11 protein-coding genes are annotated in these 15,561 nt (G+C 54.4%); all 11 read left to right on the top strand.

Annotated elements, in window-relative coordinates; translation table 11 throughout:
* Positions 1–5 precede the first annotated feature (5 nt).
* The 11 genes from D7Z26_RS16185 (at position 6) to D7Z26_RS16235 (ending at position 15,444) form a co-directional block, all read left to right on the top strand.
* Complete coding sequence (locus tag D7Z26_RS16185; protein WP_158602343.1) at positions 6–911, top strand: DUF2232 domain-containing protein; 906 nt, start codon at positions 6–8, stop codon at positions 909–911.
* A 73-nt stretch (positions 912–984) separates the two neighbouring features.
* Positions 985–2,949: a DHH family phosphoesterase gene (locus tag D7Z26_RS16190; RefSeq protein WP_120978037.1), complete on the top strand. Its 1,965-nt coding sequence runs from the start codon at positions 985–987 to the stop codon at positions 2,947–2,949.
* Positions 2,946–3,389: a 50S ribosomal protein L9 gene (gene rplI / locus D7Z26_RS16195; RefSeq protein ID WP_120978038.1), complete on the top strand. Its 444-nt coding sequence runs from the start codon at positions 2,946–2,948 to the stop codon at positions 3,387–3,389. The genes D7Z26_RS16190 and rplI overlap by 4 nt, the downstream gene beginning before the upstream one ends.
* Positions 3,390–3,393: 4 nt before the next feature.
* The gene (dnaB, locus tag D7Z26_RS16200) at positions 3,394–4,770 is read left to right on the top strand and encodes a replicative DNA helicase (protein WP_120978039.1); all 1,377 of its coding nucleotides are present in this window, start codon (positions 3,394–3,396) and stop codon (positions 4,768–4,770) included.
* A gap of 185 nt (positions 4,771–4,955) precedes the next feature.
* Positions 4,956–6,245 carry an adenylosuccinate synthase gene (locus tag D7Z26_RS16205; protein WP_120978040.1) on the top strand — a complete coding sequence of 430 codons (1,290 nt, stop codon included), beginning with the start codon at positions 4,956–4,958 and terminating at the stop codon, positions 6,243–6,245.
* Between the two features lie 480 nt (positions 6,246–6,725).
* Positions 6,726–9,767 (top strand): efflux RND transporter permease subunit, encoded by a 3,042-nt coding sequence (locus tag D7Z26_RS16210; RefSeq protein WP_120978041.1) that lies wholly within the window; start codon positions 6,726–6,728, stop codon positions 9,765–9,767.
* Positions 9,768–9,944: 177 nt separating this feature from the next.
* Positions 9,945–10,601 (top strand): hypothetical protein, encoded by a 657-nt coding sequence (locus D7Z26_RS16215; protein WP_120978042.1) that lies wholly within the window; start codon positions 9,945–9,947, stop codon positions 10,599–10,601.
* Between the two features lie 178 nt (positions 10,602–10,779).
* Positions 10,780–12,342 carry a M23 family metallopeptidase gene (locus D7Z26_RS16220; RefSeq protein ID WP_120978043.1) on the top strand — a complete coding sequence of 521 codons (1,563 nt, stop codon included), beginning with the start codon at positions 10,780–10,782 and terminating at the stop codon, positions 12,340–12,342.
* 180 nt (positions 12,343–12,522) lie between these two features.
* Positions 12,523–13,473, top strand: a complete 951-nt coding sequence (locus D7Z26_RS16225) for a phosphatidylinositol-specific phospholipase C/glycerophosphodiester phosphodiesterase family protein (protein ID WP_158602344.1) — start codon at positions 12,523–12,525, stop codon at positions 13,471–13,473.
* Positions 13,473–14,174, top strand: coding sequence for a response regulator transcription factor (locus D7Z26_RS16230; protein ID WP_120978045.1), 702 nt, complete (start codon positions 13,473–13,475; stop codon positions 14,172–14,174). Before D7Z26_RS16225 ends, D7Z26_RS16230 begins: the two co-directional genes overlap by 1 nt.
* Entirely contained in the window at positions 14,149–15,444 is a 1,296-nt protein-coding gene (locus D7Z26_RS16235) for a HAMP domain-containing sensor histidine kinase (RefSeq protein WP_233566979.1), read from the top strand. The genes D7Z26_RS16230 and D7Z26_RS16235 overlap by 26 nt, the downstream gene beginning before the upstream one ends.
* The last annotated feature ends 117 nt before the right edge of the window (positions 15,445–15,561 follow it).

The raw sequence follows: 15,561 nt of genomic DNA on the forward strand, positions 1-15,561 counted from the left end.
ATGGATTGACTATAAACTGGAGGTCGATAAGCTGGAGCGCGGCAGCTCTGTTGCTGTTGCTGACGCTTGCGACGCCTTTGAATTTCGTGACGATCTTCCTCGTCATGACGCCTTTCGTCGTGCTGTATTCCCTGTTAAACGTTAAATCTTTCGCGATCCACGCGATCGGAATCGGGCTCGTAGCCTTCTTGCTCTCCGGAGCTTACGGATCGGTCGTGTTGACGCTCGGGTTCTTCTTCTTGGTCCCGTCGATCGCGATCGGCCATTTGTATAAGAGGGGAAAATCGGCGAAGACGGCGATCGTCGTCGGGTTCGTTATCATTCTGGCGCAATTGCTGCTGGAGCTCGCGTTATTCTCCGCTATGTTCGACGTGAATCTGAAGGCCGAGCTGGCCTCGATGATACAAGACAGCCTAAAGCAATTGGAGACCGGCGATTTGGTCAAAGCCGGATGGGCTACGGATACGGCGGGCGAATTCAGCGACGCGATCATGAATTTGTTGCCGATGTTGCTGCTGCTCAGCGCGTTCCTCTTCACGATCGTTACCCACGGATTGTCGCGGCTCTCCCTGCGTACGGTAGGCGCCGAAGCGCCTGCCCTGCCTCGAGCGAAAACATGGAGAGTGTCGAGAAGCCTTGTCTTATACTACTTGTTCGCGATGATCGCCAGCATGGCGATGTCGGACAACGCGGACGGCTACTGGTCGATCGCGATCTCCAATCTCGTTCCGATTCTTCGCTTCGCGTTTACGTTCCAGGCGATCGGATTTTTCTTCTTCCTGGCGGATGCCAAGAAGTGGCCTAAGGCTATTCCGATGATCCTGTGCGTACCCTTGCTACTGTTCCCTCCGCTTTATTTGATCGGTTTGATCGACGCGGCGTTCCCGCTGCGCAAAGCATTCGTGAAATAAAACGACCGGCTTGGGACGACGCCCGACAAGCGTTAGTCCCCCTTATCAACTTTAGACGGGAGCGAACGCGGATATGCCCAAGTTTCTCGTGCAGCGTTGGCACGGTATGCATATCGTCTGGGCACTGGTGCTCATCTTCATATTGACCGTCGCCTTGGCTTGGTACCAGTGGTTGCTCGGTCTGTTCGGTCTGGCGCTCGGAGGCGTGGTAGCCGCATACGCCATTTTTGCGGAGAAGGCTTTCCGCAAGGATTTGAACGATTACGTGTTGACGTTGACCCATCGCATCAAGAACGTCGGCAACGAAGTCATCGGTCAGCTGCCGTTCGGCATCATCCTATTTAACGAAGAGAAAGAAATTCAGTGGCATAATGCCTTCATCTCTACGGTGGTCGGCAAACAATCGATCGTGGGAGAGCCGCTGGCGGCTTACTTCCCGGGCTTGCAGCAATCGTTCAAAGACAAGGACTCCGCGCTGGAAGTGACGGTCGGATCCAAGGTCTACGAGCTGTTGCTCCGCTCGAACGAACGGTTCTTGTACGTAAGCGACATTACCGACCGTTGGACGCTGAAAAAGAAGTACGACGAGGAGAAGCTCGCTCTGGGAATCGTCATGATGGACAATCTCGAAGAGGTCGCGCAGGGCATGGATGAACAGCAACGCGCGCTGATGCTGTCGAAAGTAACGGGCGAGATTAACGAGTGGGCTCTGAAATACGGGCTATTGCTGCGGAGGTTATCCTCCGACCGGTATATGATCATTACGAATCAAATCGTGCTCAAGAGCCTGGAGCAATCCCGTTTCGATCTGCTCGACGAAGTGCGCGAGATCACGATCGAGCAGAAGCTGCCGATGACGCTAAGCATCGGATTCGCTTCCGGGGCGGACAACGTAATCGAGCTAGGCCATCTGATGCAAGGAAGCTTGGATATCGCGCTAGGGCGCGGCGGCGATCAGGCGGTCGTGAAGATCGGTCAGCGCCAGAGCTTCTATGGCGGGAAGAGCAACGCCGTGGAGAAGAGAACGCGGGTACGGGCCAGGGTAATCTCCCACGCCTTGCGAGATCTGATCAAGGATAGCGACCACGTCATCATCATGGGTCACAAGATGCCGGACATGGATTCGATCGGAGCGGCCATCGGCGTTATGAAGGCGGCTCAGCTCTACGGCAAAGAAGCTTATATCGTGCTGGAGGGAATTAATCCCGCGATCCAGCGGATGATGGATATGCTCAAGGAAGACGAGAAGCTGACGAAGCGATTCATTGCTCCGGATCAAGCCCTAGGGTTAATCGGCAAACGGTCGCTCGCGGTCGTCGTCGATACGCACCGCGCGACGATGGTCGCGGAGCCGCGACTCTTACAAGGGACGGATAGAATCGTTATCGTCGATCACCATCGGCGGAGCGAAGAATTCATCGACGAAGCGGTGCTCGTCTATATGGAGCCTTACGCATCCTCGACTTGCGAATTGGTGACGGAGCTGCTGCAATATATTCACGAACGCGTCGTGCTTGATGTCAGGGAAGCTACGGCATTGCTCGCGGGCATTACGGTGGATACGAAGAGCTTCGCGTTCCGCACGGGTTCCCGTACGTTCGAAGCGGCATCGTTCCTTCGCCGCAACGGGGCGGATTCGGTACTCATTCAACGGCTTCTGAAAGAGGATTTGGAAGAATACATTCGCAAAGCGGAAATTATCCGCAACGCGGAGACGTATCGCAATTGCATCGCGATCGCGGCAACGGATGCCGGCAAGCAAGTGCCTCAGTTGCTCATCGCGCAATCGGCCGATACGTTGCTTAACATGACGGGTATCAAAGCCTCGTTCGTGGTTGGAATGCGGCCTGACGGCAACGTCGGCATCAGCGCCAGATCTCTTGGCCATATCAACGTTCAGATCGTCATGGAACGACTGGGCGGCGGCGGCCACTTCACGAACGCGGCGGCTCAGATGCAAGGCACGGTCGCGGAAGCGACGGCCAAATTAAAGCAAGTCCTACAAGATCTCGAGAAGGAAGAGGGGTTATTCGAATGAAGGTTATTTTCTTGCAAGACGTAAAGGGTCAGGGTAAAAAAGGCGAGATCAAAGAGGTGTCCGAAGGTTATGCGCGCAATTTCTTGTTGCCTAAGGGCGTCGTGCAACTCGCGACGGAAGGCGCCAAGAAAACGTTGACTCAGCAAGTGGCATCCGCCCAGAAGAAGAAGGATAACGAGAAAAAGGAATTCCAAGACCTTGCAGCCAAGCTGTCCGAGATGACGGTCGTCATCAAAGCGAAAGCCGGCGAAGGCGGACGCCTGTTCGGAGCGATTACGAGCAAGCAGATCGCGGAAGCGCTCGAGGCGCTCAAGATTTCCATCGACAAGCGCAAGATCGAATTGAACGATCCGATTCGCGTGCTCGGAGTAACGAAAGTAACCGTCAAATTATATCCGGACGTAAAGGGCACGCTAAGCGTGCAAGTCGTGGAGGAATGAACCGATGAACGGAAGCGGGGATCAGCAACTCGTCTACGATCGAATTCCTCCTCAGAACCTGGAAGCGGAGCAAGCCGTACTCGGCGCGATTCTGCTTGAATCCGAAGCGCTGATCGCTTCCATGGAACGCCTGAAGGCGGAAGATTTCTACAGCGTTTCCCATCAACGGATATTCGACGCGATGGTGGCTCTTAACGACGACAATCAACCGATCGATCTCGTAACGCTGACCGCCCGCCTTCAAGACTTGGGGCAAATGGAGGAAGTCGGCGGGATCATGTACTTGACCCGTCTGGCGAACTCGGTTCCGACGGCGGCGAACGTGGAATACTATGCCCAGATCGTCGAAGAGAAGTCCATCCTGCGCAGACTCATTCGTACCGCCACGCAGATCGTCTCCAACGGCTATGCCACGGAAGACGATGTCGGGGTGCTGCTTAATGACGCCGAGGCGCGGATCATGGAGATTTCCAGCCGCCGCAGCGCGACGGGGTTCATCAGCATTCGCGACGTGCTCATGGAAGTGTTCGAGAAGGTCGAGTTTCTCTATACCAATAAGGGCGGGGTAGCGGGGATTCCTTCGGGTTTCGTCGATCTCGACAAGATGACGAACGGCTTCCAACGAAGCGATCTTATCATCGTCGCGGCGCGTCCTTCCGTAGGGAAAACGGCATTCGCTCTGAACGTCGCGCAGAACGTCGCCGTTCGCGCTTCGGAGACGGTCGCCATTTTCAGTCTGGAGATGTCGGCTCCTCAGCTAGTCCAACGTATCATCTGCGCGGAATCGAACGTGGATGCGACGCGTATGCGTACGGGGCATCTCGAAGGCGACGATTGGGAGAAGCTGTCGATGGCGATCGGATCGTTGTCGGAAGCGCAAATCTATATCGACGATACGCCGGGCATTACGGTGTCCGATATTCGCGCCAAATGCCGTCGGCTTAAGAAGGAAAAGGGTCTGGGGATGATTCTCATCGACTACCTGCAGCTTATTCAAGGGCGGGGCAAAGCCGGGGAGAACCGTCAGCAGGAAGTATCGGAAATCTCGCGTACGCTGAAGCAGATCGCCCGGGAGCTTGAAGTTCCGGTCATCGCGCTGTCCCAGCTGTCGCGGGGCGTCGAACAACGTCAAGACAAACGTCCGATGATGTCCGACCTTCGGGAGTCGGGATCGATCGAGCAAGATGCCGACATCGTCGCGTTCCTGTACCGGGACGATTATTACGATAAAGAGTCGGAGAAGAAAAACATTATCGAGATCATCATCGCCAAGCAGCGGAACGGTCCCGTAGGCACGGTCGAGCTGGTGTTCCTTAAGAACTATAACAAATTCGTCAGTTTGGATCGTTCCCATAGCGAAGCCTATGCAGGGAGTGCATAATCTAGACGAAGTAAGACTAAATTCCGAACATTAATTTGGTCGGATGTGAAATTGTTCGTTTTTACGTTGACTTCCCCGATCACAGTTGCTAAACTAATCATGCTGCCTGATCGCTCTACCAGAGATGCGACGTCGGGTGGCATTATCATGCCGGCGTGAGGAACGCTACGGGTGGAGGGATTGCAGTGTCAACAGTCGTTGTTGTAGGTACGCAATGGGGAGACGAAGGCAAAGGAAAAATTACCGATTACTTGGCGGAGAAAGCCGACGTCGTCGCTCGTTATCAAGGCGGGAATAACGCCGGGCATACGATCCTCATCGAGAACAAAAAATACAAGTTAACGATGGTTCCTTCCGGAATTTTTAATCAAAACAAATTGTGCGTCATCGGAAACGGGATGGTCATTAATCCCGGCGCTCTGGTGGAAGAAATTCAATATATTAACGACAACGGGTTCTCGACCGATAATCTGAAGATTAGCGATCGCGCCCACGTTATCATGCCGTATCATCTCGTCTTGGACGGACTGGAAGAAGACCGCAAAGCGGACAACAAAATCGGAACGACTCGCAAGGGCATCGGCCCCTGCTACATGGATAAAGCCGCTCGCAACGGCATTCGTATCGCCGACCTTATGGTTGCCGAAGCTTTCGAAGAGAAAGCCCGCGCGATCATCGCGGACAAAAACCAAGTGATCACGCAGATGTACGGCGGCGAAGGTCTCGACGCGGATTCGATCATTAAAGATTACTTGGCGCTGGCGGAATTGCTTCGTCCATACGTTACCGACACTTCGGTGATATTGAACGACGCGATCGACGCAGGCAAGAAGGTATTGTTCGAAGGCGCGCAAGGCGTCATGCTCGATATCGATCAAGGCACGTACCCGTACGTAACGAGCTCGAATCCATCCGCCGGCGGAGTGTGCATCGGATCGGGAGTCGGTCCTTCGAAGATCCGCGAAGTCATCGGCGTAGCTAAGGCCTATACGACTCGCGTCGGAGACGGCCCGTTCCCGACGGAGCTGAACAATGACCTCGGGCAATGGATCCGCGACAAAGGCCACGAGTACGGTACCGTAACGGGCCGCCCTCGCCGCGTCGGCTGGTTCGACACGGTCGTCGTTCGCCACGCTCGCCGCGTGAGCGGAATCACGGGCTTGTCGCTCAACTCGCTCGACGTATTGACCGGCTTGGAGACGGTTAAGATCTGTACCGCCTACAAGTTCCGCGGAGAGCTGATGGAGCACTATCCGGCGAACCTGAAGCTGCTGGAAGAATGCGAAGCGGTATACGAGGAGCTGCCGGGCTGGAGCGAGGATATTTCCGAAGCGAAGACGCTTAGCGACTTGCCCGCGACGACGCAGCATTTCGTGAAGCGGATTACCGAGCTAACGGGAATTCCGATCGCGATTTTCTCCGTCGGCCGCAACCGCGAGCAGACGAACCAAGTCGCGCCGATCTACGGTGCGTAAAATATAGGGTATGTATGGGAAGCCGTTTGGCGGATGTGAATCCGTCGGACGGCTTTTTTGCTTGCTTGGGGGGAGTGGAGTTTAAGTAGCGCGGAGCTACTTAAACTTGTGCGATTGGCAGTAAAGTGGCCTGGAAGTAGCTCAGAGCTACTTAAATTAGAGCGATTGGCAGTAAGGTGACCCGGAAGTAGCATAGAGCTACTTAATCCAGAGGGATTGGCAAGAAAATTACTTTCAAGAAGCGGTGGGCTACTTATTTTAGCAACAAGCCTACGCCTCCTCCGCCCCAACCGAAGGGCGTATCGCGACTCCGACCTGAGTCTAGGTAAAAAAACATACCCCAGACCATGTTGCCGTTGGTGGAAGCAATTTACAATCATAACCATGGACATAAAGTTTACCTTGCATCCGAAAGACATGGTGCGACGAGCTAACGCAACCTCATAAACAAATTTCAAATGAAGAGTGGAGAGAGTACGCATGCAGTTTTTTACGAAATTCTCGTTAAGGAATCCGGTGGCCATCGTTCTTCTGGTCATCCTGGTCGCAGTAGGCGGCATGTATGCCGCAACTCAGTTTAAGCAGGAGCAACAGCCGGAGATCGCGTTCCCGGGCATCATGGTGTCCGCCCAATATCCCGGCGCTGCACCGAATGAAGTAATGAACCAAGTGACATTGCCGCTTGAGAAAGTGCTCAAGAACGTAGAGGGCGTGAAAAACGTCACTTCCCAGTCGGCGAACGGAATCTCCATGCTGCAACTGGAATTTAGCTTCAACGACGACATGAAGAAAAAACAAGAGGTCGTGAAACAAGCGATCGGCGACGTTCAGTTGCCGCAGAATGCGCAGAAGCCGGAAGTTCGGTACTTCTCGACGACGAACCAACCGATTATGTACACTTCGATAGCCGCTCGCGACGGCACGACTCAGGAACAGCTGAACGAGATCGTGAAGACGAAGCTGATTCCGAAGCTGCAAGCGATCGAAGGCGTAACGAACGTCGAAGCAACCGGGCTAAAGGACGACGGCGTGTATATCCGCCTAGATGCCCCCAAGATGGCGGCAAAAGGCATTACTTACGAGCAAGTCATCTCCACGCTTCAAGCGAACAATCTTAGCTTGCCGCTAGGGGAAGCGACGTTAAACGATAATCGGCTTCCGGTATTCGTGCAAGGCGACCTGACGACGCTCGATCAACTGAAGAGCTGGGCGTTGACTCCCGCGGGAGACGTGAAGCTGTCGGATATCGCGCAGGTCGAACAGGGCAAGCCATTGGATATCATCAGCTTGACGAACGGCGGACCTAGCGTAACCTTGAACATCGTGAAATCCAGCAGTGCCAATACCGTGGAAGTCGCGAACAAAGTGACTCAAGCGTACGCGGACGCGGAGAAAGACGGCCAAGTTCAAACGTTGGTCATGTACAACCGGGCAACGGATGTCAAGGAATCGGTCAACTCGCTGGCCCGCGAAGGCGCGTTAGGCGCATTGTTCGCTTCGATTCTCATCTTGTTCTTCCTCAGGAACATTCGCGCGACGCTGATCGCGATCGTCTCCATCCCGCTGTCGATGCTCATCGCGATGATCTGCTTGAAGACGTTCACCGACGTTACCCTGAACATCATGACGTTGGGCGGCTTGGCGGTGGCAACCGGCCGGGTCGTCGACGACAGTATCGTCGTCATCGAGAATATCGTGCGAAGAATGCGAGGGGAGAAAATCGGCAAGGAGCTGATCCAGTCCGCTACGGCTGAGGTCGGCAGAGCGATTACCTCTTCCACGCTGACGACGGTGGCGGTATTCGCTCCGCTAGGTTTACTGCAAGGGATGATCGGCGGTTACTTCAAGCCCTTCGCCCTGACGGTCGGGTTCGCGCTCGTCTCGTCCCTTCTCGTAGCGCTTACCGTCGTCCCGCTGATGGCTTGGGCGCTCATGAAGAACGCCAAGCTGAAGGAAGCGAAACCGTCGGCGATGAGCCGCGGCTACAAACGCGTGCTGCGTTGGTCGCTCGGACATAAAGCGATCGTAATCATCGTCGCGGTACTGTTGTTCGCCGGCAGCCTTGTTCCGATCTTTGCCGGCAAGGTAGGAGTCGTGCTGCTGCCGCAATCGGATTATAAATACATGTTCGCTAATCTTACGATGCCTAAAGGAACGGCTATCGACGCGGTAAAGAAAGAAGCTGATAGGCTCGACGCGATCATTCGCCAGAATAAAGACGTCGAGAACACGAACGTAACCGTCGGCGGAGGAATGACCGGCGGCGGTGTAACCAACGGAGCGGAATGGTTCATCGGGCTGCGCTCGGAAGCCGATCTGGATCGATTCACGGAGGAGATCGGTCCGCTGGTGAAGGTTCCGGAAGGCTCGGACTTCAGCTTGATCAAAGACGATATGAGCGGCGGCGGAACCGTGGCCATTACCGTTACGGGTTCGTCGGCCGCGGACATTCGGACGGCAACCGAACAAATAACCGAAACCGTGCGCGGAATCAAAGGGATCGACCATATTAGCAATAACCTGCAGGATGGCACGAAAGGGATCGCCATCGAGGTTCGCCAGAAGGATGCCGCGAAGGTCGGACTTTCGGCGATGCAGGCCGGAATGATCCTTCGTCCGTTCCTCGCGGAGACGAACGCGGGAAGGATCGGAGACGGTACGAAAGCCAGCGATCTGTATCTCTCGCTGAACGGTACATCGATCGCCTCGATCGAAGATATCGGAAATCTGAAGCTTCATACGCCGATGGGCACGGACGTGCTCGTGAAAGATATCGCGGACGTTAAGATGACGCAGTTGCCGAGCACGCTGCAATTCAAGAACGGGTCGGAGTTCGCGACGGTGTCCGCGCAAATCACGGACAAAGAAGCGAGCAAAGTGAACGCGAGCTTGGAGAAAGCCCTCAAGGAGCTTAAACTGCCCGCAGGGATCGAGTATAAAATGGGCGGCAGCGACGAGGAGATCGGGCAGATGATGAGCGACATGCTCATGGCCATGCTTGTTGCCATCGGAATGGTTTATATCGTAATGGTCATCGCTTTCCGGGAAGGAAGAGCACCGCTTGCCGTCCTGTTCTCGCTGCCATTCGCGTTAATCGGCGGATTGGCGGGCACGTTGGCGGCCGGCGAGCCGGTATCGGTGTCGAGCATGATCGGATTCCTCATGCTGATCGGAATCGTCGTCACGAACGCGATCGTCTTGATCGAGCGCGTACAGCAACAGATCGAGCACGGGCTTACGATTCGCGAAGCGTTAATCGAAGCGGGCGGAACGAGATTACGGCCGATTCTGATGACCGCGATCGCTACGATCTGCGCGTTGATGCCTTTAGCGATGGGCCTTGGCGGAGGCAGCATTATTTCCAGCGGGCTGGCGGTCGTCGTAATCGGAGGTTTGACGAGTTCCACGTTGCTTACGCTCGTCGTCGTGCCGGTCATGTACGAACTTCTCTACTATAGAAAGTCCCGCAAGCAACGCAAAGCGATCGCGGGCGCGACGGCGGCGTCCGAAGCGGCGGCCTAACCTTAAGTCGAATATAGTAACTCTATCTCACGCCTCTTGCCGTTCACCCGGGAAAATTCCTTCTCGCAAGGAATTTTCCGGGTCGCGCAAGGGGTGTTTTTCTATGAAAAAGGAATGATTAGAAGGAGGTTTGCCCATACTAAAAACTATGAAAACGCGTTAGCGGGAGGTTCGATCATGTTCAAGTGGGTAAGCTGGGTGATCCGGATGGGAGCGACGGCTTTGCTGCTCAGCTTCTTATGCATATGGACGACGGGGTACATCGTGAACAGTTATATGGAATCGGTCGTGAAGCAGTTGGATTTGCCGCTAGACGTTCAGCCGATCGCTTTGTCAGGCATATGGGGAACGTTATGGGGAGCGCATCCCGCGCCGAAAGCAAAAAATGCCGCAGAGTCCAACAAGCCGTCGGAAGAAGTTAGTCCAACGTCGTCTCACGAGGCGGATCCGATTGCGAGCGACGACAGCGAGCCCTCGGATCTGCCGGTATCCGGGGAACCGAATTCTCCGACCTCGGCTAGCCCCGGACCCGGCTCGGGCACGGGGGAACCGGAAGCCGATCCGGTATTTAACGGCAGCGGTCAGAACCAAGGATCGGGAGCCGCGCAATTGACGGACGACCAAAGGCAGCAGCTTTACGCGACGGTCGTCTCCAAGCTCAATCCGGAGCAGCTCCAACAGCTCTCCGAAGCGCTTAAAGGAGGGCTCTCGCAAGAGAAGCTGACGAAGGTGCAGACGATGCTCAAATCCGCGCTCAGCGAAGAGGAATACGCCCAGATGATGGAGGTTCTCCAAGGCGGCCGGAAAACGGATGCATCCACCGCGCCGGAGTAAATAAAACGGTTACATTTTAAAGGACCGCAGGGCGTTAAGCCAGGCGGTTCTTTCCATTTTTCATAATTCTAATGCGGTCAAAAGGTTGATCGCTTTGTCGGACCTATGCTAAAGTGAAGTACATGCTTTTGCCAAAACCGGGAAAAGAATACCGAATGCAAGCGAAAAGGAGAGTATCATGGCCGTTTTCAGAGGAATGGATCGAATACGGAAAATGATCGCGGCTACGCGGCAAACCTTCCGGCAGATTCGGTCCGCGCAAGCGGAAGAGAAGCCTTTAACGGAACGACAATCGCAGCCTATTCTCACTCATATACGCAATTATCGCCGCCCCATTATCGTATCGGCCTGCGGTCTCGCCGCAATCGTCGCCGTCGGAATCGGAGCGCGCAATTATGTCGAAGCTCATAGCGTTGACTACTATCAAGTTATCTTGAATGGCACGCCCATCGGCGAGATCAGTAGCGAAGCTAAGGTTAACGAGCTATTGACGGCCAAGTCGGCCGAGCTGGAGGCAGCCAACGCCCCCGTCCACCTAGTGCTTAACGAGGGACAGGTCACATACGAGCCTGAAAGGGCTTACAAAAAGAAGACCGACGACAGCGCTACGCTGGCTCGTCTCGAAGGCATGCTGCAAACCCACGCCGTCGGCGTGAAGCTCATCATCGACGGCAAGGAAGTCGGTATCGTCCGCGACGAGAAAGCGGCTAACGCGGTGCTGCAGAAAGTCAAGAACAAGTACGTTCCGGCAAGCGCGGCCAAGAAAGCCGGTACGGAAGTTCAGACGTTATCCGTAAGCACCGGCAGCAAGGCGAGCGCAATCGCGGCTCAGCCTCAACGTACGGTGACCTCCGTCACCTTCGTAGAGAAGGTAGAGATGGTACCGGCGAATATCGAGGCTTCGCAGCTATCGGATCCGAACGAGCTGTACAGCAAGCTGACGGTAGGCGAGCCGATTCCTCGGAAGTACACGGTGCAGGCGGGCGATTGCATTGGTTGTATCGCGGCGAAGATGGATGTCACCGAAGAATTGATCCATCAGAACAACAGCTGGATCAAAGGCGACAGTATCAGAGTCGGCGACGTGTTGGATCTGTCCGATGAAGAACCGCCGATCCTCAACGTCAATTCGGAAGAGCAGGTTACGCAAGTCGAAGATATCGAACCGCCGATTCAATACCAGACGAGCGATTCGATGAAGAAGGGTCAGCAGAAAGTCCTTCGCGAAGGTACGGAAGGCAAACAACAAGTGACCTATCGCCTAATCAAGCGTAACGGATCGCTGCTCGAAGAAGAGCAGGTTGATAAGAAAGTACTTAAAGCCCCTATCCCGACGATCATCCTCAGGGGAACGAAAGTCATTCGCGGGGAAGGTTCGGGTAAATTCATCTGGCCGGTTATCGGCGCTCGCATCACCAGTTACATGGGCGAAAGATGGGGACGAATGCATAAGGGCATCGACATCGTCGGCAATAGCAACATCAAAGCCGCGGACGAAGGCGTCGTCGAATTCGCCGGGTACAAATCGGGCGGATTAGGAAACGCAGTAATTATTAACCATAAAAACGGATTCAAAACCACGTACGGACATATGAAGAGCGTAAAAGTGAAGCAGGGTCAAATCGTCGAGAAGGGCGACGTGATCGGCATCATGGGAAGCACGGGGCACTCTACCGGCACGCACCTTCACTTCGAAGTTTACTTAAACGGCAAGCTTAAGAATCCAACCAGCTATTTATAATATTGGCTCATTTCGAAGACGAGCGCAGTCCCGCGGGACTGTGCTTTTTTTTATAGCTTCCCTCTCGGATCTTCAAACTTTCTTTCGTTTTATCCCCGGAGTAATTTCAAACCTGCTTGGTATGATGGGTTCCATGAATCACGAAAGCGGGGAACGAACATGCGCAGGGGAATGGCTATCATGATCGCAATGGCGATCTTGTTCGGAATAGGGATGATCGAAAGCGGGAATCGGGCGGCGACCGCCAAGGAAAACGGAGATTGGCGGGATCAGCGGCTTATCGCCCACGCGATGGGGGCGATCGAAGGCGCCAAGTACACGAATTCCTATGAAGCATTCATGTCGAGCTACGACAAAGGATACCGATTGTTCGAGGTCGATCTCGTCCTCACGTCGGACGGGCAGTTAGCAGCCAGGCACGACTGGAAGATGGATTTTCAATTCGGATTGGCTGAGAAAGTGGGTACGGCGCTGACGCTGTCGCAATTCAAGGGAGACTTGATATTGAATAAGTACCGGCCCTTGTCTTTCGCGGACATTGTCGGACTGATGCATCGGTACCCGGATATTTACGTCATTACGGATACGAAAGAGACGGATCCCGAGAAGACGAGCCGACAATTCGAGCATATGGTACGGGAAGCGAACAAGATCGATTCCGCGATTTTGGATCGAATCGTCCCGGAAATCTATACGCCGGATATGTACGAGGCCGTCATGAGAGTGTACCCTTTTCCAAGGAAAATCTATTCGCTGTACCTCTCGAATCCGTCCTCCGCCAACGTGATTTCCTTCGTGAAGGACAAGGACTTCTCAGCGGTAGCGATGCCGATCTACCGGTCCCTGCTAGATCCGACTCTTGTCCCGCGGTTGAACGGGATGGGAGTAAAGAGTTACGTTCATTCGGTGGACAACCGAGTGTTGATGATTTTACTGAAGTGGATCGGGGTCTATGGATTTTATACGGACTTGGAAGCAAGCCCCGCTCGACTGTTGGAGGGCCTGAAGACGGCGAACGAGGAAGCGCGGATCGTCATGCTGGGCATCGGAATATCGCTGGTAGGCTACGGCATACTACGGATGAAACGACGGACTCCTAGGAAAAAGATAATGGCAAAGGCGGAAAGATAATGTCCAAAAACAACGTGCTGGTCGTGGACGACGAAGACGAGATCAGGGAAGCTTTGGTCATCTATTTAACGGGCGAGAACGTAGACGTATTTACGGCTTCCAACGGAGAGGAAGCGCTCGCGATCCTGGAGAAGGAGGCGATTCATCTTATTCTCATGGACATCATGATGCCCCGGATGGACGGCATGAAAGCAACGTTCAAGATTCGCGAAACCCGCAACATCCCGATTATCATGCTTTCCGCCAAATCGGAGGATATCGATAAAATCATGGGGCTGAACATCGGGGCGGACGACTATATCACGAAACCCTTTAATCCGCTGGAATTGGTCGCCAGGGTCAAGTCCCAGCTCAGAAGGTTTACGAATCTCGGGGCGTACCGCACGGGCAATACGAATGACAGAATCGAGATTCGGGGATTGACGTTGGACAAAAGCGCCAAGACGGTCGAAGTGGACGGAGAAGAAGCGAGGCTCACGCCGAAGGAATACAAAATTCTCGAGCTGCTGATGGAAAACGGGGGGAAAGTGTTCTCGATCGACGAAATCTACGAGAAGGTATGGAACGAGCCCTCCTACATGACGGAGAACACGGTTGCCGTCCATATCCGCAACATTCGCGAGAAAATCGAGATCAATCCGCGCGATCCGAAATATTTAAAGGTGGTGTGGGGTATTGGATATAAAATCGATAAAAAATAAACTCCGGGTCGATAAAATCCCGCTCGAGATTCGCGTTTCGCTGTCCATAGCGGTCTGTTGGCTGATCGGAGTCAAAATAGTGAATCTGCCGTACGGTTCTTACAGCACGAGTACTCAAATCGCGAGCATCCTGGAAGCCATTCTATGGATTTCCTTCGGTCTTCTTTTTCTCGTTATCGCCCAGATCGCCGTTCGTCCGCCGGCATGGAGAGAGCAGTGGCAATCGAGCCGCGCGCGCGTCTACGTTCGGATATGGGAGAACGGCTTGCGGGAACGCCGTATCGCCGCTTGGCTTCTTGCCTTTATCCTGCTGTCGGCGTTGGCGGGGATGTGCGCCTGGCGTCTCTACGATTGGTATCGCAGCGAGGAGGAGAAATGGCTGATTCTCTTCGAGATTTTCTACGTCTTCTTCGTTCTTCCTTACGTGTTGCACTTCGTCGGCAAGTTCGGCCGAATTCGCGCAGGCGCGAAGGAGATCGCCGAAGGCCGTCTCGACGCCACGATCCAAGTCGGAGGAGACGGCCTTCTCTCCGAGTTGGCCGGGCATCTGAACAACATGAAGCATGGCTATCGATCGGCGCTGGATGAGAGAATGAGGAGCGAGAGGCTCAAGTCGGAATTGATCACGAACGTGACGCACGATCTGAAGACGCCGCTGACTTCCATTATTAATTACGTCGACCTGTTGAAAAAGAAAGACCTGTCTCCCGACCAAACGGAAGCCTATGTCGGCGTGTTGGATAAAAAGTCGCAAAGGCTGAAGACGCTCATCGAAGATTTAACCGAAGCTTCGAAAATGGCTAGCGGCGCCGTGGAACTCGATATGCGGACGATCGACGTCGCGGCGTTGCTCAATCAGGCTCTGGCGGAATTCGGCGATCAGCCGGAGGAAAACCCGTTGCCGTTCCGCGTGAATATCGCGAGCCCTCATATCCATGCGAATCTGGACGGCAACAAAACGTGGCGCGTATTCGAGAATTTGATCGGCAACGCCCGCAAGTATTCGCTTCCGGGTACGAGAGTCTACGTCTACCTCGCCGAGACCGACGACCGCGTCCTGTTCCGAATCCAGAACACGTCATCCTACGAGATCGATTTCGCGGCGGAAGAATTGTTCGAGAGATTCAAGAGGGCCGACCAGTCCCGGCATACGGAAGGGTCCGGTCTCGGGCTCGCCATCGCCAAGAGCATCGTCGAGCTGCAAGGAGGAGAGATCGCCATCGAGATCGAGGGAGATCAATTTAACGTAAGGATCGCCTTCCCGAAGTAAATGCCGGGGTAGACGATCGTCGCGGACGCGCCGTCACCGGCGCGTCATTTTTCGCGTTCACGCCCATCGCCGATCTACCACGAAACGCCATTGGGGTCTGGCCTGCAATATGTTAAG

The organism is Cohnella endophytica (assembly GCF_003628305.1).
GTDB classification, from domain to species: Bacteria; Bacillota; Bacilli; order Paenibacillales; family Paenibacillaceae; genus Cohnella; species Cohnella endophytica.

Coding starts and splice junctions, on each gene's coding strand:
- D7Z26_RS16190 (WP_120978037.1), top strand. CDS start 985: ATGCCCAAGTTTCTCGTGCAGCGTTGGCACGGTATGCATATCGTCTGG.
- rplI (WP_120978038.1), top strand. CDS start 2,946: ATGAAGGTTATTTTCTTGCAAGACGTAAAGGGTCAGGGTAAAAAAGGC.
- dnaB (WP_120978039.1), top strand. CDS start 3,394: ATGAACGGAAGCGGGGATCAGCAACTCGTCTACGATCGAATTCCTCCT.
- D7Z26_RS16210 (WP_120978041.1), top strand. CDS start 6,726: ATGCAGTTTTTTACGAAATTCTCGTTAAGGAATCCGGTGGCCATCGTT.
- D7Z26_RS16215 (WP_120978042.1), top strand. CDS start 9,945: ATGTTCAAGTGGGTAAGCTGGGTGATCCGGATGGGAGCGACGGCTTTG.
- D7Z26_RS16220 (WP_120978043.1), top strand. CDS start 10,780: ATGGCCGTTTTCAGAGGAATGGATCGAATACGGAAAATGATCGCGGCT.
- D7Z26_RS16225 (WP_158602344.1), top strand. CDS start 12,523: ATGATCGCAATGGCGATCTTGTTCGGAATAGGGATGATCGAAAGCGGG.
- D7Z26_RS16230 (WP_120978045.1), top strand. CDS start 13,473: ATGTCCAAAAACAACGTGCTGGTCGTGGACGACGAAGACGAGATCAGG.